We start from the raw sequence: 17,749 nt of genomic DNA on the forward strand, positions 1-17,749 counted from the left end.
GTTATTTATCTTGATCGACGTAATATTTGAAATAAAACAACGCTTTACCTTCGTTATAACTGCCGAAGGTGTCATAGCCTAAGTTCGCACCCAGAGCCAGGTTGTCGCTGAGGTGGTAGCGCGCATCCACGCCCAACGTGTAGCCAATGCCGTTTTTCGAGGTGGCTTTGTAAACCGCATCCACATCGTCATCGTCGCTGGCGTAGCTGTTTAACTGCGATTGCAGGCTGCTGTGGCCGGGGAAATAGTCGCTCTTGCTCTGTTTGTAGGACTGGTAACCCACTGCGCCGTTGAGCGTCAGATCCCAGTCATTAAGATGGCGCGTCAGCGTGACCGGCAGCGAAACCGCCATAAAATCCTGCGGGCTGAAATAACCGCCCTGGCCGAGCGTGTAGTAACTGAGGTTACGGTCAAAGTTCATGTAGTTGACGTTAACCCCGACCTTCAGCTCGCTGTCGGCGGTTTTCCACGGCCGCAAATAGCTGCCCGCCTGCGCGCTCACCGCGTGGTTGGTCGGTACGTTGGTGCCAACATAGGTGTCGAAACCTAATTTGCTGTAAAGCCCGATTAACTCGTTATCCCAGGCGAATTGCGCCGACACGCCATTGCGGGTGATGCCGCCCCAACTCTCACCGGTGCTCTTATCCTTCACGCCGACATAAGAGAGCAGGCTGTCGGTCACCGCGCGGCGTTCTGCTTTCAGGTTCAGCGAGCTGTTTTGTGTCAGTTTCGGGTTCCACTCCACACCACCCACCAGCCGGGTGAACTCGCCGCCGGTCGGCGTGCTGCCGATATCCAGCTTATAGTTGTCGCCGCTCATGCTGAGGCTGGCGGCAACGCCATTTGCCTGCTGGCTGCCTTGCGAAGTGGCATTCGTCGAGCTGGTGGTGGTTGAGGTGCTTGCCGCCGCTTGCGCCAGTTTTTCCGCATGCTCCAGCGCCCCGGAACCAAAGCGGTTCGCCGCTTCGCCAGACATCTCCCCGGCATTGAGTGACACCGGTGTGATATTCAGGCTCAGGCGCGTGGCGTCGCCAATGGCACCGGAGAGGATCATCGGCGCCTGCACTTCATCCAGCGCGCCAAGGCCGGACTCGCCATTACGGCTACGCAGCGAGACGCCCGCGCTGGTCCACGTAGCGCTCTTTTCCTGCAAATCGCGCATCATGCTGTTGATGCCGCTCATTGCCGTTAACTGCGCCTGGCGCGTCGGCGAGGGCAGGGACATCACGGCGCTGAGTTCGTCGTTGTCGTTCTCATCTCCCTGTTGCAGACGCCACTGGGCAGTGCGCAGCAGCGACATGGCGCGCTGGTTTTCACCATTAGCGGCGGCGACACGCGCCGCCAGCAACATGTAATCGGCATCCTGGCTCGGCTCAAGCGTAGAGAACGCCTGGCGCGCCGCATCGTTATCGCCACGCGCCAGCGCCAGGTTTACCAGCCCGGTCAGCGCCTGTTTATCGCGCGGGGATTTGCGCAGCACGTACTGGTAGATCTCGGTGGCTTTGTCGTCCATGTGATCGGCCTGGTAAATGCGCCCAACCGCCAGCAGTAAATCCGTATTGGTCGGGTTGCGTTGCAGCTCCGGCATGAGCAGATTCCACGCTTTGCCAATTTGTCCTTTTTCCCGCAGGCGGTCGGCGCGGGCGATCAGGCTGCCGGTACGGATATCGTTCATCTCCTGCTGGCTGGTGCCGTTTTGCAGCGCCGGGGCGTTGAGAATGCTCTCCGCTTCGGCGAACTGACCGGCCTGATTGAGTACGCGGATCTGCCCGGCGTAATCGATCACCGAACCGTGCAGCCCCTGCGCCTGGTTTTCCCGCACTAATTGCAGTGCGCCGCTGCTGTCACCGCTTTGCATTAACAGTTCTGCCAGACGGCCAACATCGACCGGGGTTTGCGGCGGGTTACGTTGCAGCGCCAGCAGCGAGTTGCGCGCGGCGGCGGCATTGCCGAGCCGTAAATAGTTACGGGCAATATCCAGTTGTTGGTTGGTCTGCACGCGCGTGCTGAGCGCTGTCATATCGGCGCTGTAGCTGCTGCGCGGTACGCGGGCGAGCAGGCTTTGCGCGCGTGACCAGTCGTTCTCTTCGGCGGCGAAAACCGCGGCGGCATACAGCGCTTCTTTGCTGGTATTACTGCGCGTGGTAACGGCGGTCATTACCGTCGCGGCTTGCTGTTTCTGTCCGGCTTTGCGTAAAGCGCGCGCATAGTCGAGTTGCAGCCAGACGTTTTGCGGATATTTACCGGACGCCGCCTGTAAAATTTGCATCGCGCGTGAGCTGTTGCCCGCCTCCAGTGCTGACTGCGCGGCTTTGCGTTCGCCGTCGCCGTTATCGCCAACAGCGGCAAAGCGGGTGCGCAGGCTGGCGGGCAGGGTACGCAGCATGGCGTCCGCTTCGCTTTGCTTGTTTTGCTGCTTTAACACCCACCACAGGCCGGTGCGGATATCGGTGTTTTGTGGACGTTCAGCCAGCAGCTTGCGATAAATCTCTTCCGCTTGCGGCAATTTTCCCTGGCGGCGCAGGATGTCGGCGCGCAGCATCTCCGCCGCCAGTTGTTGACTGTCGTCTTGAGTGTTGCTGCCTTCAAGGCTTGCCAGCGCTTGATCGTAGCTGCCTTTCTGGCTCAGGCTGCGCGCCTGGCCGAGCGCACCGTAAAAGCGAGCGTTATCGGCATCTTTCGCCCACTGCACGTTGTTCGGATTAGTGGTGTCCTCCTGGGCGGCGCGGCGCAGAAATTTTTCCGCATCGCTGAAATTATTCTGTCGCAGCGCGACGTAACCCATCCCGGCCAGCGCGTTGCCGTTATTGGCGCGGGTTTGCAGCGCTTCGGCAAACTTATCTTTCGCGCCGCCTAAGTCGCCGCTGTTTAACGCGTCGAACCCGGCTTTGGTGGCATCGCCTTCCACGCTTTTGCGGTAGTGATCCATCGGCGCGCTATCGTCCGGGTGGCGCTGCGCATACGCGGTGTAGGCCGGGAGATCGCCCACTTTGGCATCGAGCCACAGCAGCGCTTGTTGCAGCGCTTTGTCGGCGTTTTTATCGTCCGGCGCAAGGCGGCTCAACTGTGCGATCCCTTCCCGGCGCGTTGGCTCCTGGTAGGTGAGCGCCATCGCCAGCGCCTGTCTGGTCGGCACATCATCCGGCATCACGCTGGCGCGCTGGCGCATCGCGGCAACCGCTTCTGACCAGCTGGCACTGTCGCCTGCCATCGTCTGGTAATACTCCAGCGCCACATCGTCCGGCGGCGGGTTGCCGTTAAACAGCGCACGCCAGGCGGCAATCGACTCTTTAATCTGCCCACGGCTTGCCAGTTGGCGGGCCGCAGTGAGCTTGTCCTGCGGGATACTGCGCAGCGTGCTGGCACTGTTCAGCGCGTTGAGGCGCGGATCTTGCGGTGAAAGTTCGGCGATTTTTTTCCGCCAGATTTCCGACTGCTGAACATTGCCTTGCTGCAACGAGTAGAGCGCCAGCAGATACATGGCGTCGATATTTTTGTCATCCGCCGCCAGCACTTTTTGCAGCGCGTCGATAGCCATTTCGTCGTGGGCTTTGCTGTGCCAGTAACTGGCCTGCGCCAGCAGTTTTTTCACCGCCGTGTCATTGGCGTTCGCATCCGTGCTTTCCGTCGCTGCAGCCGGGTGACAAGCTCCCAGCAGGCAGAGCAGATAAAAGGCGTGCGTCAGTGGTTTACGCGTATTCATTTCTTCGTCTTATCCTGCAAGCGTTGGTGGGCATGGCGCTGTAACGCGTTAAACAACATCGGGCCGGTGACGGCGGCAATCAGGCAGGTAAGGGCAACCAGCCAGAAGATATGCTCGCTGGCAAACCACAAAATTTTCATGTAGCCCGGCAGGTTGCCGCTGGTGAACTGCTCGCCCACGCGCCAGCTTCGCACGTCTCCCGCATTGGTGATGGCGGTGAAGTCCCCGCCGGCATTGGCGAGAAATGCCGGTTTGCTCATGTCCGCTGGCAGTAAGGCCAGTTGCTGGTTGTCCGTGCCGGTGGCAATGACCACGACGCGTTGTGCGTTCCACGGCGAGCGCAGGCTCAGCAGGCCACGCCACTGGTTGGTATCAAGCAGGTATTCGGCGGCGTCCATGTCTGTGCGTGGCTGGTCGCCGCTCAGCAGAGACAGCATCCGGTTGATCACGCTGGCGGTCATTACTTCGAGCGTGTTTTCGTTGAGCGTAAAAGCACTGCTTTGCAGCAGGGGCGTGAGCAGTTCACGGTTGCTCAGGCTGCCAATCGCCAGAATGTCGCTGTCAGCAAGCTGCGCTTGTGCCTCTTCCTGCCCCGGCATGCCGGTGTACAGGTGCAGATAATTGACGCTTACGCCGGTATCGCGCCCGGCTTGCGCCATCAGGTTTAGCAGCAACGCAATATCCTCGGCGGACGGGCGTGCTGGCATCAGCACCGTGGTATGCGCCAGGTCGGCATGGCGAGTGAACGGGAACATGGCGCTGCTAAACCAGGCCAGATTGGGCAGCTTGCCAAAGTGCCAGGCGCGGCTGAAATCGAGCGTCGAATCACCTTCAATGCGGCTTTGAATGTTCTCATCCGCCAGCGCGTTACACGGGGCATTTTTCTGCGCCTGCAAGCCAAACCAGAAGCCAAGCTGGTTGTTGCCGAGGAGCGCCCGTGGGTCAATGTTCACCACCGCGCTTTGCTGGCGGTGCGACAGACCGAATGTCGCCAGCACAGGCGCCAGCAATCCCTCTTTACTTACCGGCAGGCGTTTGAGGAACTCACCGTTCAGGCTGACATTGAGGAACGATGCCTGATCGTCGAGCCAGTTTTTCTGCGCAAAGCTGTAGTTCAGGTGCAGGGGAACGGCAGAACCATCCCATAAGAACAGATCCGGCGCGGTGCGAAACGGCAACTGATTCTCGCCGTGCCAGACGCCGTGCGCCACCAGCGCGCCTTCATCGCTGAGCAAAGAGCGTATGGCCACCGGACGTTCGGTATTGATCCAGCGCGGAGCATCCCAGGCCGCGCGTTGCGCCACTTTCAGGGGCGGCACATCCAGCGTGTCGCTGTCCGGCAGCCCCGGTATGTTCAGCCGCCAGGCGGCCTGGCGCAGTTGCATGTCGTTATGACCGCTTACGATCAACAGCTTGTATGCCGGGTTTTGTGGGTTGTCGATAACCTGCAATGCCGCGCCGTTGCTCTGCGGAATGGTAACGCCTCCGATGGTCTGGCCGGGTTTGCCAATCAGGATGCCATTGCCCGCAGGCAGGGTGTCGTACTGCACCTCAAAGCGGCTGGGTTTGCCATTACTCAATGCGCCAAACTGCGAGGCGACAATTGCCGACGCGGTGAGTACATCCGCATCCGGCGAGGCCGGATAAGCAATGCTAATCGTCTGGTCTTTGGTCTGCTTCACATCGAAGAACGGGCGCGGGAATGTGCCGAGGGTTTTGCGCACGTTCAGCCATAATCCCTGGTAATTCAACGACGATTCCGGCTGTAACGTCACGTTGTAATCGGCGGGCAGCGCGCGCTGGCAGCTCCAGACGTTATTGATAATGTCGTCACCGGTTTTTAGCTGGAAGCTGAGGTTGTTGCTGGACGCAATCATCGACGCGGGTACATCAAGGCTCCAGGCCCCTTTATCCTGCTGCAACTGATCGAGCGGAATCGCGCCGAGCGGCTGGCCGTTGAGCATCAGTTGCAGATTTTCACCGCTCACATCGCTGCGGTTAACCTGCACATTCAAATTGATATGCGCGTTGGTTACCACCAGATCGCCCGGCAGGTTGAACGACACGCCGTTTTGTAACTGCTGGCCGCTGAGGGTTAAACCGCCGGTTGCGCCCATATCGCCAAAGCTGAGCGTGCTGGCAATATCCTGGTTGCTGCTGCCCGCAACGGGTGCAGGTTGCGGCTGCGGTTTTGCGCCTTGCAGCGTGACCGGCAGCGGTAATTCCGGCAGCGCGTCGTTCTGGGCCGTAAAGGCGCAGATCGGGCTAAAGCCGCCCACCAGTAAGGCGGTCAAAGTGAAGGGGTTAAAGCGCATTGTTAACCTCTTCCTGTTTTTTCGCCACGGCGGACATCTGGCTATTAAAGCCACTCACGGTTTTTTTGCGGCCGAAGAACAGCTCATACACGCACTGCAAAATTCCCATAAACGACACCAGCGGGCGGTCTGGCGCATGCGGCGGGCGATACCAGGCGTCGGCGCGGGAGAGCACCACGCGCACCAGCTTACGGCGTTCGCTCAGCGCCACGGTGTCGAACTCAAGACGGAGATCGCCCACGCCAGTCCCGGCGGCGCGAATCGGTACATGGGCGATTTCACCGCCCAGCCCCAGCTCGATTTGTACCGGGGTTTTGTGGCTCATATCTTCGCCTTTCACCAGCGCCACGCGCGCGCCGCCCATCGAGATGTCAAAGGTGCGGGTCTGCATTTTTGAACCGTCAGAGAACAGCACCGTGACCGGCAAGCGGGCGTAAATACGGATGGTTTTGCGGATCTGCTTGGTCTCTTTCGCCACTGCAATAGAGGCCAGCAAAATAATGGTACTGAACGTGCCCCAGGCGATGTTGAACAGGATCACGCGCGGATCGATACCGGCGTAATCATGCATAAAATAACGTACGCCAACCCAGATCATGCTGCCCACCATCAACAGGGTGGTGATGATCAAGGGGCGTACCGTGTGGGCATCGAAGTAATCGCGGTCGGTCAGGTCGCCTTTATCGGTGACGTTGAACTTGCCCAGACGCGGTGAAATCAGGCTGAGTAGCGTCGGCAGAATCAGGTGGTACGCCATCACCGTTTCATAAATTTCGCCCCAGAACGCGTAGCGGTAGCGCCCGGTAATACGCGAGTTGACCATTGTCGACAGCACCAGATGTGGCAATACATAGGCGAAAATCAGCGTTGCCGACGACGAAATAATGTTCAGATTGAATAACATAAACACCAGCGGCGAGGTCAGGAACACCACACGCGGCAGGCCATACTGGAAGTGCAACATGGCGTTGAGATAGCAGATGCGCTGCGTCAGCTTCAGACCACGTCCTAAAAGCGGGTTGTCGATACGGAAAATCTGCGTCATGCCGCGCGCCCAGCGAATACGCTGGTTAACGTGCAGCGCCAGACGTTCGGTTGCCAGTCCCGCCGCCAGCGGAATATCCAGAAACGCGGTGTTCCAGCCGCGACGCTGTAATTTCAGCGCGGTGTGCGCATCTTCGGTCACGGTTTCCACGGCAAAGCCGCCAACTTCATTGAGCGCGCTACGGCGGATCACTGCGCAGGAGCCGCAGAAGAACGTGGCGTTCCAGTTGTCATTGCCCTGCTGCACCGGGCCGTAGAACAACGCCCCTTCGTGCGGAACGCGCTTTGCCGCTGTCAGGTTGCGCTCAAACGGATCGAGCGAATAGAAGTGGTGCGGCGTCTGGATCAGCGCCAGTTTATCGTCACGGAAAAACTCGCCAATCGTGGCTTGCAGGAATACGCGCGTTGCCACGTGGTCGCAGTCGAACACGCAGATAAGCTCGCCGTGGGTAATGGTCATCGCGTGGTTGAGATTACCGGCTTTCGCGTGGCTGTTATCCGGGCGGGTAATATACCCAACGCCCGCTTCAGCGGCGAAATCACGGAATTCGTCGCGCTTTCCATCGTCAAGAATATACACCTTCACTTTATCTTGCGGATATTCGATACACTGCGCGGCCAGAACCGTATCGCGAACAACTTCAAGGCTTTCATTATAAGAGGGGACATAAATATCGACGGTCGGCCAGATTGATTTATCTGCCGGTAAAGGCGCAATCGGGCGTTCTAATGGCCACGCCATTTGAATATAACCCAGCAGTAAAATCGTCCACGAGTAAATTTCTGCGGCAAACAGTAAACTGCCGAGCAGCATTTCTACCGTTGAATCAAAATGCAGCGTTGTTGTGGCGCGCCACCAAATATAACGTGTCGACATCAATACGGAGAGGGAAAGCATTGCCAGTACGGCTTTTTTGCTTTTTACTCTTCCCAGAATAAATACCACTGCCATCACGCTAAGGCCAAAAAGGTATTGTTTATCGCTGCTCATGGGAGTAATCACTACCAGCAGCGATAATAACAGCAGTATCAGCGTGAAAATAATTCCGATGATTTTTTTCATGTTGTTATCATCTTGCACAGAAAAGAATAAAGGCATACCGGCGGGACAATGTCTTCCGGTTACCAGTTAAAATTCGTGACGAGACGGATTTATCCGGCCAGTTAAAATCGTTACTGTTTACCGGGCCGCAGGCCAAGAAAAATCGTGCGTTATTATTACCAGGTGAAGATTTCACATGGCAGAGCGATATTATTTGCCAATAACGGAAAATAACATATCCAGCCGAACTGGATTGCGCTCGCGAACGTCCACCTCCGCCGGGCGGTGAAGGGCGGCCACGCTCTGCAGAATACCGTTAGCCGGTGCGCTAAAGGCGTCAGGCGCGGGGACCGGTACCGGTTTATTTTTAGGCCAGGAAAGGGTGTTAGCCGGGATGCCTGCCGGTGCGCTGGCCTGGTTAGCCTCCTTGTGGCTCGCCGGCGTTGTTGCAAGCGCGGCGGCCTGCATATCGTCTTTGACCTCGGATGTGACTGCCGTTGTGGTTACTGCTTGCATTGTTGCACCATCTTCATCACTCATTTCCTGGAAAGAAACACCGGACATCTTCAGTTTTTCAGCCAAAGAACCTAAATCATCATACATAGTATTTGCCTGACTCCGATGTGTTGAATATGCGCTAATATAAGCACGTGGTGGTTGTTTTCTCTTTTATTCGCGAACAAAGGTTACGCGCTAAAGCGGACGGTATGTCTTAATATTAATTTCCGTATTCCGCTTTAAATGAGAATTTCCTTATATACTGTCGGTGGCGGTCAGTTAAGGTCAAGTGACGTTATCGATAAATAGCCAGACACTTATTAAATGCATCTATGAATGCAACGTTTATTTATTGCTGTGCATCGCGTCGGGGCCGCTAAGTACGCGGGATGGCGAGGGGAAAGAGGTAAATATTATCGCTGTGCGTTACGTCAGTATTTTTATTGATAAGCACGTATAATTAAAATCTCCATAATTACTCCACAATTCTTCGTTTTTTGATCGTTTTTAATTAATCGGCATCTGCTGAGGTTTCTTTAACGATAAATAACTGTTTATTTATTGAGGTTCTCTATAAATGATATGGCTGCATAATATTACGGCTGGGTGATATTGAACCTGTTATTACTTTCAATTAGGATGTTGCCGAACTCTTCTTTAAGAAAAAAGATTATGCATTCTGAAAATGATATTTTCGGCTCTGAGAATATGCTTGCCGCACTCGAAAATGTTCACGATGCTGTCGTACTGCTGGACAGTACGGAAACCGTGTTTTTCTTTAATCGCGCGGCAGAGAAATTATGGGGCTATCCACGTATTTCAGTGCTGGGCTGTAAGGCCTCGGCCATTCCGTTATTCGGCTCGCTGGATATGCTGCCCGGCGAAATGGAAAGTGAGCGTGCGCTGACGGTGATCTCCTCTACCGGCGAGGAGACCTCGCTGGCAGCGACCATCAGTTATGAAGGCGCTAGAGGTGACCGTGCGCCTTGCCGCGTCGTGGTGCATATCGATCAGGAGCGCGTCACTAAGCTTTCCACGTTTGATCGTTTAACCGGGCTGCCCAATCGCAGCGCGCTGCATCACTATATTGATCAGATGATCGCAGGCGACATTCATCAGCGCGCCGCGTTTTTCTTTCTCGATCTCGACCATTTTAAAGATGTGAATGATGCGCTTGGTTACGCCGCCGGGGACAACGTGCTGGTGGCGATAGCGCAGCGTCTGCTGAGTGAATTTTCACGTCAGGGCTTTGTCAGCCACGCCGATAGCGACGCCTTTGTGCTGGTGATCCCGGATTGTGATTACACGCGTGCCACCAGCATTGCGCAGAAGATCCAGGCCCTGTTCCGTATGCCGTTCAATGTCGCCGATCTGGCGCTGAATGTGACGGTCAGTACCGGCATCAGCGTCTACCCGGATCACGGCGCCTCGCGCGATGGCCTGCTTAAACATGCCAACCACGCCTCGCATCTGGCGAAAGCGGCGGCCTCCGGCGGCTATCTGTTTTTCAGCCCGGAGATGAACCAGGTCGATCAGGAACGTTTAAAACTGGCGGCGGCGTTAAAGCTCGCTATCGCCAGTAACCTGCTGCATTTGCACTATCAACCGCAAATATGGCTGAAGAATGGCGAGCTTTATGGGGTTGAAGCGCTGGCGCGCTGGACAGATCCGGTTCTTGGCGATATTCCCCCCGGAAAATTTATCGCCCTGGCCGAGGAGACCGGTGAGATTGAAGCCATTGGCCGCTGGACACTCCATGAAGCTTGCCGCCAGATGGCGGAGTGGCGCAGCAACGGTATTCACGTGCCGGTGGTGTCGGTAAATCTTTCACCAATTAACTTCTATAACAGTAGCCTGCCGCACTACATCAACTATCTGTTGCGCCAGTACCGGATCCCAGCCAGCAGCCTGACCATTGAGATCACCGAAGGGGTGATGATGGATAAGCGCCCGGAAACGATGGAAGTGATTTGTGCGGTGCGCGAGCTCGGCGTTGGCCTGTCGATGGATGATTTCGGCACCGGTTTCTCCTGCCTGTCACGCCTGGCGCACCTGCCTATGACCGAGCTGAAAATCGATCAAAGTTTTATGCGCGATCTCAGCGAAGGCAGCAAAATGAAAGCCATTGCCACCACGGTGGTGAAAATCGGCCAAAGCCTGCACCAGACGGTGGTAGCCGAAGGGGTGGAGACCGAACAGCAGCGTAATCAGCTACGGGATTTGCAGTGCGATATCGCTCAGGGATATCTCTATTCCCGGGCGTTAAATGCCTCGGCGTTGGCAGGGTGGTTACAAAGCCGACATGCAGCGCAATAATAAAAGAAGTGAGTTTGCAAGGTAGCAGCAGTGGCCCAGGCCCGCAAGGAGTGCGAGCCGGAATATATCCCCCGTTATCGGGGGATTATTTTATTGTTTTAATACCCATCTCGCCGATTCAGCTAAAAAACTTCAATACCAGCAGAAATAAGCAAAAGAATAACATTCCCCACGACATCTGGCGGTGCGCCTGGCGCGCCGGGTTGACGCTGGTGGTTTTATTTTTGCGGTTATCGCTATTCATTGTTTTTATAACCCTGCACTAATAACAAATCCGCGCCAGGCCTTGCGGCGCGGCGTGCGTGATGAGTAAAGCGTTGTGGCTGTACCGCCAAAGTAAATGCGGTAACGTTATTTTTATTTTATAGATAGTATTAATTAATTCGTCTTTATATATAGCTATTGTCTTGCGTGATAAATATCGATGGCGATAATCGACGAAGAGAAAATATATTAACCGGAAAATTTAAAAAATCCATGAGTTATTTGCCTTAAGGTAAATTAATTACTTTAAATAGATACGATCTATAATTTCTTATTGTAATTAAGGTGACGATAAATAAATTGCAGGTTCTGGCCACGTTGCCGAGAGATAAAAAAATAAGCTGCATGAAAAAGTCTGACGAAATCGTGTACAGTGTGGCTATTATTACTTCTGGTGATTGAAAACAGGGTAAGCAGACGCAAAACCGACATCTCGAAGCAGAGATGTTGCAGAAAAAAACGCCCAAAGTAAGTATGAATCTTATTCACTTTCATTGGGTTAAGGCGCAGCTTAGCAAAACAGATAGATATATTTTTGTGGTGAATATTTCTTGCCTTCACCACGCTGACCAGGCAAGTTGTTGCGCGCATAGCGGGCCATGCGGAACAGAAACCATGAATAATGACAAAAAACGGCTGGATCACCGGGAAGAAGATGCCAAACATCTCTTCGAATTGCTGCACAACAATTCTGACTGGGTGTGGGAAGTCGACGCGCAGGGACGTTATACGTGGTCTTCCGACGTCGTAACGGAATTGCTCGGCGTACCGCCTGACCAGGTGATTGGCAAAACCCCTTTTGATTTTATGCCGCCGGGCGAAGCGGAACGCGTGGCGGGCGCGTTTGGTGCCATTGTGGCGGAGAAGCGTGCGTTTTCTGGCCTGGTCAACCGTAATCAACGCGCCGATGGCAGCATTGTGGTGCTGGAAACCAGCGGCATCCCGCTGTTTGATGAGCAGGGTGAGTTGCGCGGTTATCGCGGTATCGATCGCAATATCTCCAACCTCGGTGAACGGGTGCTGCAACTGGAGACCATTTACGAAACCACGCCGGTGGCGCTGTGTATGATTGACCGCCACGGGCGTCTGGTGATGTCCAACAAGGCGATGGCGAAATTGCTGGGTGAGGCGCTGGAAACAGAGGATCACTTTCAGCGTTTGATGCCTGATTACTGGCCCTTTTTCCTGACGGATTTCGCGCTGGCGGATAAGGGCGAGGCGTTGCCGTCACGCGAGTTGGGCTGGCGCGATCGCTGTTACGATATTCAGGCGGTACCGGTACATGACGCCATGGATATGGTGGTGGGGCTGTCGGTCACTTGGGTCGATATCACCGAACGTCGCCAGGCAGAGCACAAGCTCGCCAGCGCGAATAAAGTGTTACAACAGTACGCGCAACACGATCACCTGACCGGGTTGTTTAACCGGCGCTATATGGATGAGTGTCTGCTGAGCGAGATTTCCCGCGCTTTGCAGGAGGATTTCCCGCTGTCGGTCTGTCTGGCGGATATCGACTATTTCAAAAACTACAACGATACCCAGGGGCATCAGGCCGGGGACGATTGCCTGCGCCTGGTTGCCCGCACGCTCACCTCGTTACCCTTGCGCAGCGGCGATAACGTCAGCCGTTACGGTGGCGAAGAGTTTCTGATTATCCTGCCGGGAACCAACCTGATGCAGGCGATGAATGTCGCCGAAGATGTGCGCGGCAATATCAACGCGCTTAGCGTACCGCACGCGGCCAGCCCGACCGGTTTTTTGACCATCAGTATCGGCGTGGCGACACTGCAAACGGGGCAAGTGCATTTTGAAGATAAACCGTTGCATATGATTGCCAGCGGTCTTATTCACCGGGCCGATACGGCGCTGTATGCCGCGAAAAAACAGGGCCGCAACCAGGTGGTATCGGCGTGGGACAACCCGTTAACATCGCAGGGAGCCTGATGGCTCCCCGATTTATGTGCTTACGCCAGCGCGTTTTTCCAGTCAGCAATCAGATCCTGTTCATCTTCAATGCCCACCGACAGGCGGATCAACTGCGGTGTGATGCCGTTTGCCAGGCGCTGTTCAAGCGGAATTGACGCGTGAGTCATGCTAAACGGCTGGCTGACCAGGCTCTCCACACCGCCGAGGCTTTCCGCCAGCGTAAACAGTTTTAACTTATTGATAATCTCTGTCGCCCGCGCGTCATCACCTTTGATGACCACTGAAATCATGCCGCCCGGCAGCGCCATCTGCTTGCGCGCCAGCTGATACTGCGGGTGCGATTCCAGCCACGGGAACCACACTTTCTCCACCTGCGGCTGTTGTTCCAGCCAGCGGGCGAGCGCCAGCGCGTTGCTGCTGTGGCGCTCCACGCGCAGGGAAAGCGTACGAATGCCGCGCAAGGTGAGGAAACTACTGAACGGATCGAGCACCCCGCCGACGGCATTTTGCAGATAACCGAGTTTTTCGGCCAGCGCCGGGTTATCACCGACCACGGCCAAGCCGGCAACCACATCCGAGTGCCCGTTCAGGTATTTCGTGGCCGAATGCACCACGATATCAAACCCTAACTCCAGCGGGCGATGGATAACCGGCGATGCGAAGGTGTTATCCGCCACGCTGAGAATATTATGACGTTTGGCGATGGCGGCAATCGCCGCCAGATCCGCCAGCTTCAGTAACGGGTTGGTTGGCGTTTCCACCCAGATCATCCGTGTGTCGGGGCGAATGGCAGCTTCGAGACCTGCGAGATCGTCCGGTTTTACCCAGCTCACCTGTAATCCGGCGCTGCGGCGGCGCACATTTTCAATCAGGCGATAGGTGCCGCCGTACACATCATCAATCGCCACCAGATGGCTGTCTTTATCCAGCAGTTCCAGCACCGTGGAGATGCTGGCGAGGCCGGAAGCAAACGCGTAACCGCGCGTGCCGCCTTCCAGTTCGGCAATCGCCGTTTCCAGCGCATGGCGTGTCGGGTTGCCGCTGCGCGAATATTCGTAGCCGGTGTGTTGGCCCGGCGCAGGCTGTGCGAAAGTGGAGGTGGCGTAAATCGGCGGCATCACCGCGCCGTGTTGGTCGTTGAATGCGCCGCTGTGGACGCTCTGCGTTGCCAGTGTTTTCATTTTATTTCCCTTATTGTTCAAGACGGTTGCGCCAGGTGGTCAGCACATCGCTGCGGGTGATCAGGCCAACAAAGTGGCCGTTGTCGGCGATCACCGCGACCAGGCCGCGATCAAAAATGGCGTACAGCGCGCTTTCCGGCGCGTGTTTATCGAGGATTTCCACGTTGCGGGTCATCGCCGCTTTTACCGGCAACGCGAAACGCGCACTGTCGCCGCGCACGTGTCTTATCAGATCCCATTCGTCAACAATCCCCACCACCTGACCGTTTTCCAGCACCGGCAGTTGCGAGATATCGTACAGACGCATGCGCGCCAGCACGGCGGCGAGGCTATCCTCTGGCGCAGCGGTGACGGTGGCCCCTTCGTCGTGGCGCAGGGCGATAAAATCCGTGAGATCGCCGTTAGAAGGGCGCGTGAGCAACCCTTGCTGGCGCATCCAGTCATCGTTAAACATCTTCGACAGATATTTGTTGCCGCTATCGCAGGCGAACGTCACCACGCGTTTCGGCGCGGTTTGCGCCTGGCAGTAACGCAGGGCGGCGCTGAGCAGCGTCCCGGTGGACGATCCCGCCAGGATGCCTTCCTGTTGCAGCAGTTCTCTGGCGGTGGCGAAGGCTTCGCGATCGGTAATACGAAAGGCTTTGCGCACACCGTCGATGTGCGCCAGCGGTGGAATAAAATCTTCGCCAATGCCTTCAACCAGCCAGGAACCTGGCGTGCTGTAACGACCATGTTCCACCTGATCGGCGAGGATCGAGCCGGCCGGATCGGCCAGCACAAATTCGGTGTGCGGCGAGTGTTTAGCAAACCAGGCTTGCAGTCCACCAAGCGTGCCGCCGGAGCCCACGCCAACGACGATGGCATCGATTTTGCCGTCCAGTTGTTCAAAGAGTTCCGGCGCGGTTGTCGACGCGTGCGCCAGCGGGTTAGCGTCGTTATTGAACTGGTCGATGTAAAACGCGCCCGGCGTCTCTTGCGCCAGGCGGCGCGCGTAATCCTGATAGTAAGCCGGATGGCCTTTGTTCACGTCTGAGCGGGTGAGCACCACTTTCGCGCCCAGTGCGCGCAGGTGGAAAATCTTCTCGCGGCTCATTTTGTCCGGTACTACCAGCACCAGTGAATAACCCTTTTGCGCAGCGATCAGCGCCAGTCCCAGCCCGGTGTTACCGGCGGTGGCTTCAATAATCGTCCCGCCGGGTGCGAGCAAACCGAGGCGTTCGGCTTCGTTAATCATCGACAGCGCGACCCGGTCTTTAATCGAACCGCCAGGGTTCTGGTTTTCCAGTTTGAGAAATAATTCGCATGGCCCGCTCGCCAGTTTATGTAACTGCAACAGCGGTGTTTGACCGATCAATTCGGTTACAGAATGGAAGACTGACATTGTAGATTCACCCGTTAACATTCGTGATGATCGGATGATAGGTCTGTCATTTTGCCTGTTTAAATAACCTTTATTCGGCGTTTAGAGCGATTGGAAATATAAACCTCTGTTTAGCCATCAGGACGGCGAGCCATACAGTCGTCCGGATGGATCGATTGCCAGAAAAGCGGGTTTTAGCGCTGATTTCAGACACTTTTCCTCTTCTCTCCATCGCAGTTATGCAATTTCCGGCAATGCAATGCGAAATAAAGTCTTATCGTCAAAACCCCTGTTCCACCGCTGTTAGCGTGTTTAGTTATAAGTAATGTCTATTTGGTTATTTGAATTATAACTACGGCTGATTATTATCTTCTGGACATCCATACTGCTAAACTGCCAAACGGAAACACCAACGAATGATCGTCCTCAGGAATATCTCCAAGATTTTCGACCAGGGAAAGGCATCGATTACCGCCGTCGACAGCGTCAATCTGACGGTTGAGCAGGGGCAGATTTACGGCATTATTGGCTACAGCGGCGCCGGGAAAAGTACGCTGATTCGCTTGCTGAACGGTCTGGAAAAACCCACCTCCGGCAGCGTTGTGATTAATGGTCAGGACATTGCCGCCGCGCGCGGAGAAACGTTGCGCCAGGCGCGGCTGAAGATCAGTATGGTCTTTCAGCACTTCAATTTATTGTGGTCGCGCACGGTGAGCGAAAACATTGCGTTTTCGATGCAAATTGCCGGTGCGCCAAAAGCGCAGATTAATGCCCGCGTGGCGGAACTGATTGAGCTGGTCGGGCTGAAAGGGCGCGAAAAGGCTTATCCGTCGCAGCTTAGCGGCGGGCAGAAACAGCGTGTTGGCATTGCCCGCGCGCTGGCGAATAACCCGGATGTGCTGCTGTGCGATGAAGCCACCTCGGCGCTGGATCCGCAAACCACCGATCAGATCCTCGATTTGCTGCTCGATATTAACCGCCGTTTCAAACTGACCATTGTGTTGATCACCCATGAAATGCATGTGGTGCGCAAGATTTGCGACCGCGTGGCGGTAATGGAGAACGGCAAAGTGGTGGAAGAGGGCGATGTGCTGAGCGTCTTTACCCATCCGCAGCAGCCGATCACCAAACAGTTTGTGCGCCAGGTGAGCCAGTATAAAGAAGAAGAGGCGTTCAACCCGGAGCTGAACAGCGATCTGGACGGTACGGTTATTAAATTGACCTTTACCGGCCACAGCACACACCAGCCGATCGTCGGCGAACTGACGCTGCGCTATGGTCTGCCGTTTAACATTTTGCACGGCAAGATGTCGCAAACCGCGCACGGCGTATTTGGACAATTATGGGTGAACGTGAAGGCGACCCCGGAACAACTGAACAATATCCTTGCAGACCTGAGCAAGACGGATATTGAAAGCGAGGTCGTGACACATGGCTGAATCTCTCTTTCCGCACCTGAAATGGGCGCAACTCTGGGCGGCGACGCAAGAGACACTGTATATGACAGCGCTGTCGGGCGCGGCGACTTTTGTACTGGGGATCGTGCTCGGTCTGGCGCTGTTTCTCACCGCGCGCGGCGGCCTGTTCCAGAATCGCACGTTGTACAGCGTGATTTCGATTGTGGTGAACGTCTTCCGTTCTATTCCGTTCATCATTTTGATTGTGCTGCTGATCCCGTTTACCAAAACCCTCGTTGGCACCATTCTTGGCGCGAACGCCGCGCTGCCTGCGCTAATCGTTGGTGCCGCGCCGTTTTATGCGCGCCTGGTCGAGATTGCGCTGCGCGAAGTGGATAAAGGGGTGATTGAGGCGACGCGTTCGATGGGCGCGCGGTTGAGCACACTGGTATTTCGGGTGTTACTGCCCGAGTCATCTCCAGCGCTGGTGTCCGGGATTACCGTGACGCTGATTGCGCTGGTGAGCTACAGCGCCATGGCCGGCGTTATCGGCGCTGGCGGGTTGGGCAATCTTGCTTATCTGGAAGGATTCCAGCGGAACCATAACGACGTCACGCTGGTGGCGACGGTGACCATTCTTATCATCGTCTTCATCATCCAGTTCTGCGGCGACGTGATTACTTCTCTGTTAGATAAACGATAA

General features: G+C 55.7%; 11 protein-coding genes. 4 read left to right on the forward strand and 7 right to left on the reverse strand.

All coding sequences use genetic code 11. From position 1 onward, the window contains the following. Window position 1 precedes the first annotated feature (1 nt). The 4 genes from O3S68_RS14775 to O3S68_RS14790 form a co-directional block, all read right to left on the reverse strand. The gene (locus O3S68_RS14775; RefSeq protein WP_269231814.1) at window positions 2–3,703 is read right to left on the reverse strand and encodes a cellulose biosynthesis protein BcsC; all 3,702 of its coding nucleotides are present in this window, start codon (window positions 3,701–3,703) and stop codon (window positions 2–4) included. After that, window positions 3,700–6,018 carry a cellulose biosynthesis cyclic di-GMP-binding regulatory protein BcsB gene (gene bcsB, locus O3S68_RS14780; protein ID WP_269231815.1) on the reverse strand — a complete coding sequence of 773 codons (2,319 nt, stop codon included), beginning with the start codon at window positions 6,016–6,018 and terminating at the stop codon, window positions 3,700–3,702. The genes O3S68_RS14775 and bcsB overlap by 4 nt, the downstream gene beginning before the upstream one ends. After that, window positions 6,008–8,125, reverse strand: coding sequence for a UDP-forming cellulose synthase catalytic subunit (bcsA, locus tag O3S68_RS14785; RefSeq protein ID WP_082071804.1), 2,118 nt, complete (start codon window positions 8,123–8,125; stop codon window positions 6,008–6,010). The genes bcsB and bcsA overlap by 11 nt, the downstream gene beginning before the upstream one ends. 189 nt (window positions 8,126–8,314) lie before the next feature. After that, complete coding sequence (locus tag O3S68_RS14790; protein WP_269231816.1) at window positions 8,315–8,707, reverse strand: hypothetical protein; 393 nt, start codon at window positions 8,705–8,707, stop codon at window positions 8,315–8,317. 567 nt (window positions 8,708–9,274) lie between these two features. On the opposite strand from O3S68_RS14790, the gene O3S68_RS14795 reads away from it, so the two are divergent. Further along, complete coding sequence (locus tag O3S68_RS14795; protein WP_045512527.1) at window positions 9,275–10,918, forward strand: sensor domain-containing protein; 1,644 nt, start codon at window positions 9,275–9,277, stop codon at window positions 10,916–10,918. Between the two features lie 118 nt (window positions 10,919–11,036). Here the strand turns inward: O3S68_RS14795 and O3S68_RS14800 are convergent, their stop codons facing one another. Next, on the reverse strand, window positions 11,037–11,162 hold the full coding sequence (locus O3S68_RS14800; protein ID WP_020455084.1) for a hypothetical protein: 126 nt from the start codon (window positions 11,160–11,162) through the stop codon (window positions 11,037–11,039). Between the two features lie 635 nt (window positions 11,163–11,797). Here O3S68_RS14800 and O3S68_RS14805 point away from each other — a divergent pair. After that, on the forward strand, window positions 11,798–13,126 hold the full coding sequence (locus O3S68_RS14805; RefSeq protein ID WP_269231817.1) for a sensor domain-containing diguanylate cyclase: 1,329 nt from the start codon (window positions 11,798–11,800) through the stop codon (window positions 13,124–13,126). 20 nt (window positions 13,127–13,146) lie between these two features. Here O3S68_RS14805 and O3S68_RS14810 read toward each other — a convergent pair whose 3' ends face one another. After that, window positions 13,147–14,289 (reverse strand): trans-sulfuration enzyme family protein, encoded by a 1,143-nt coding sequence (locus tag O3S68_RS14810; protein WP_269231818.1) that lies wholly within the window; start codon window positions 14,287–14,289, stop codon window positions 13,147–13,149. A gap of 10 nt (window positions 14,290–14,299) precedes the next feature. Next, window positions 14,300–15,670 carry a cystathionine beta-synthase gene (locus O3S68_RS14815; RefSeq protein ID WP_269231819.1) on the reverse strand — a complete coding sequence of 457 codons (1,371 nt, stop codon included), beginning with the start codon at window positions 15,668–15,670 and terminating at the stop codon, window positions 14,300–14,302. Between the two features lie 395 nt (window positions 15,671–16,065). Between O3S68_RS14815 and O3S68_RS14820 the strand changes: the two genes are divergently transcribed. Then, on the forward strand, window positions 16,066–17,088 hold the full coding sequence (locus O3S68_RS14820) for a methionine ABC transporter ATP-binding protein (RefSeq protein ID WP_045512519.1): 1,023 nt from the start codon (window positions 16,066–16,068) through the stop codon (window positions 17,086–17,088). Continuing rightward, complete coding sequence (locus tag O3S68_RS14825) at window positions 17,081–17,749, forward strand: methionine ABC transporter permease (protein ID WP_020455079.1); 669 nt, start codon at window positions 17,081–17,083, stop codon at window positions 17,747–17,749. The genes O3S68_RS14820 and O3S68_RS14825 overlap by 8 nt, the downstream gene beginning before the upstream one ends.

Source organism: Kosakonia sp. SOY2, assembly GCF_027109175.1.
Classification (GTDB): Bacteria; Pseudomonadota; Gammaproteobacteria; order Enterobacterales; family Enterobacteriaceae; genus Kosakonia.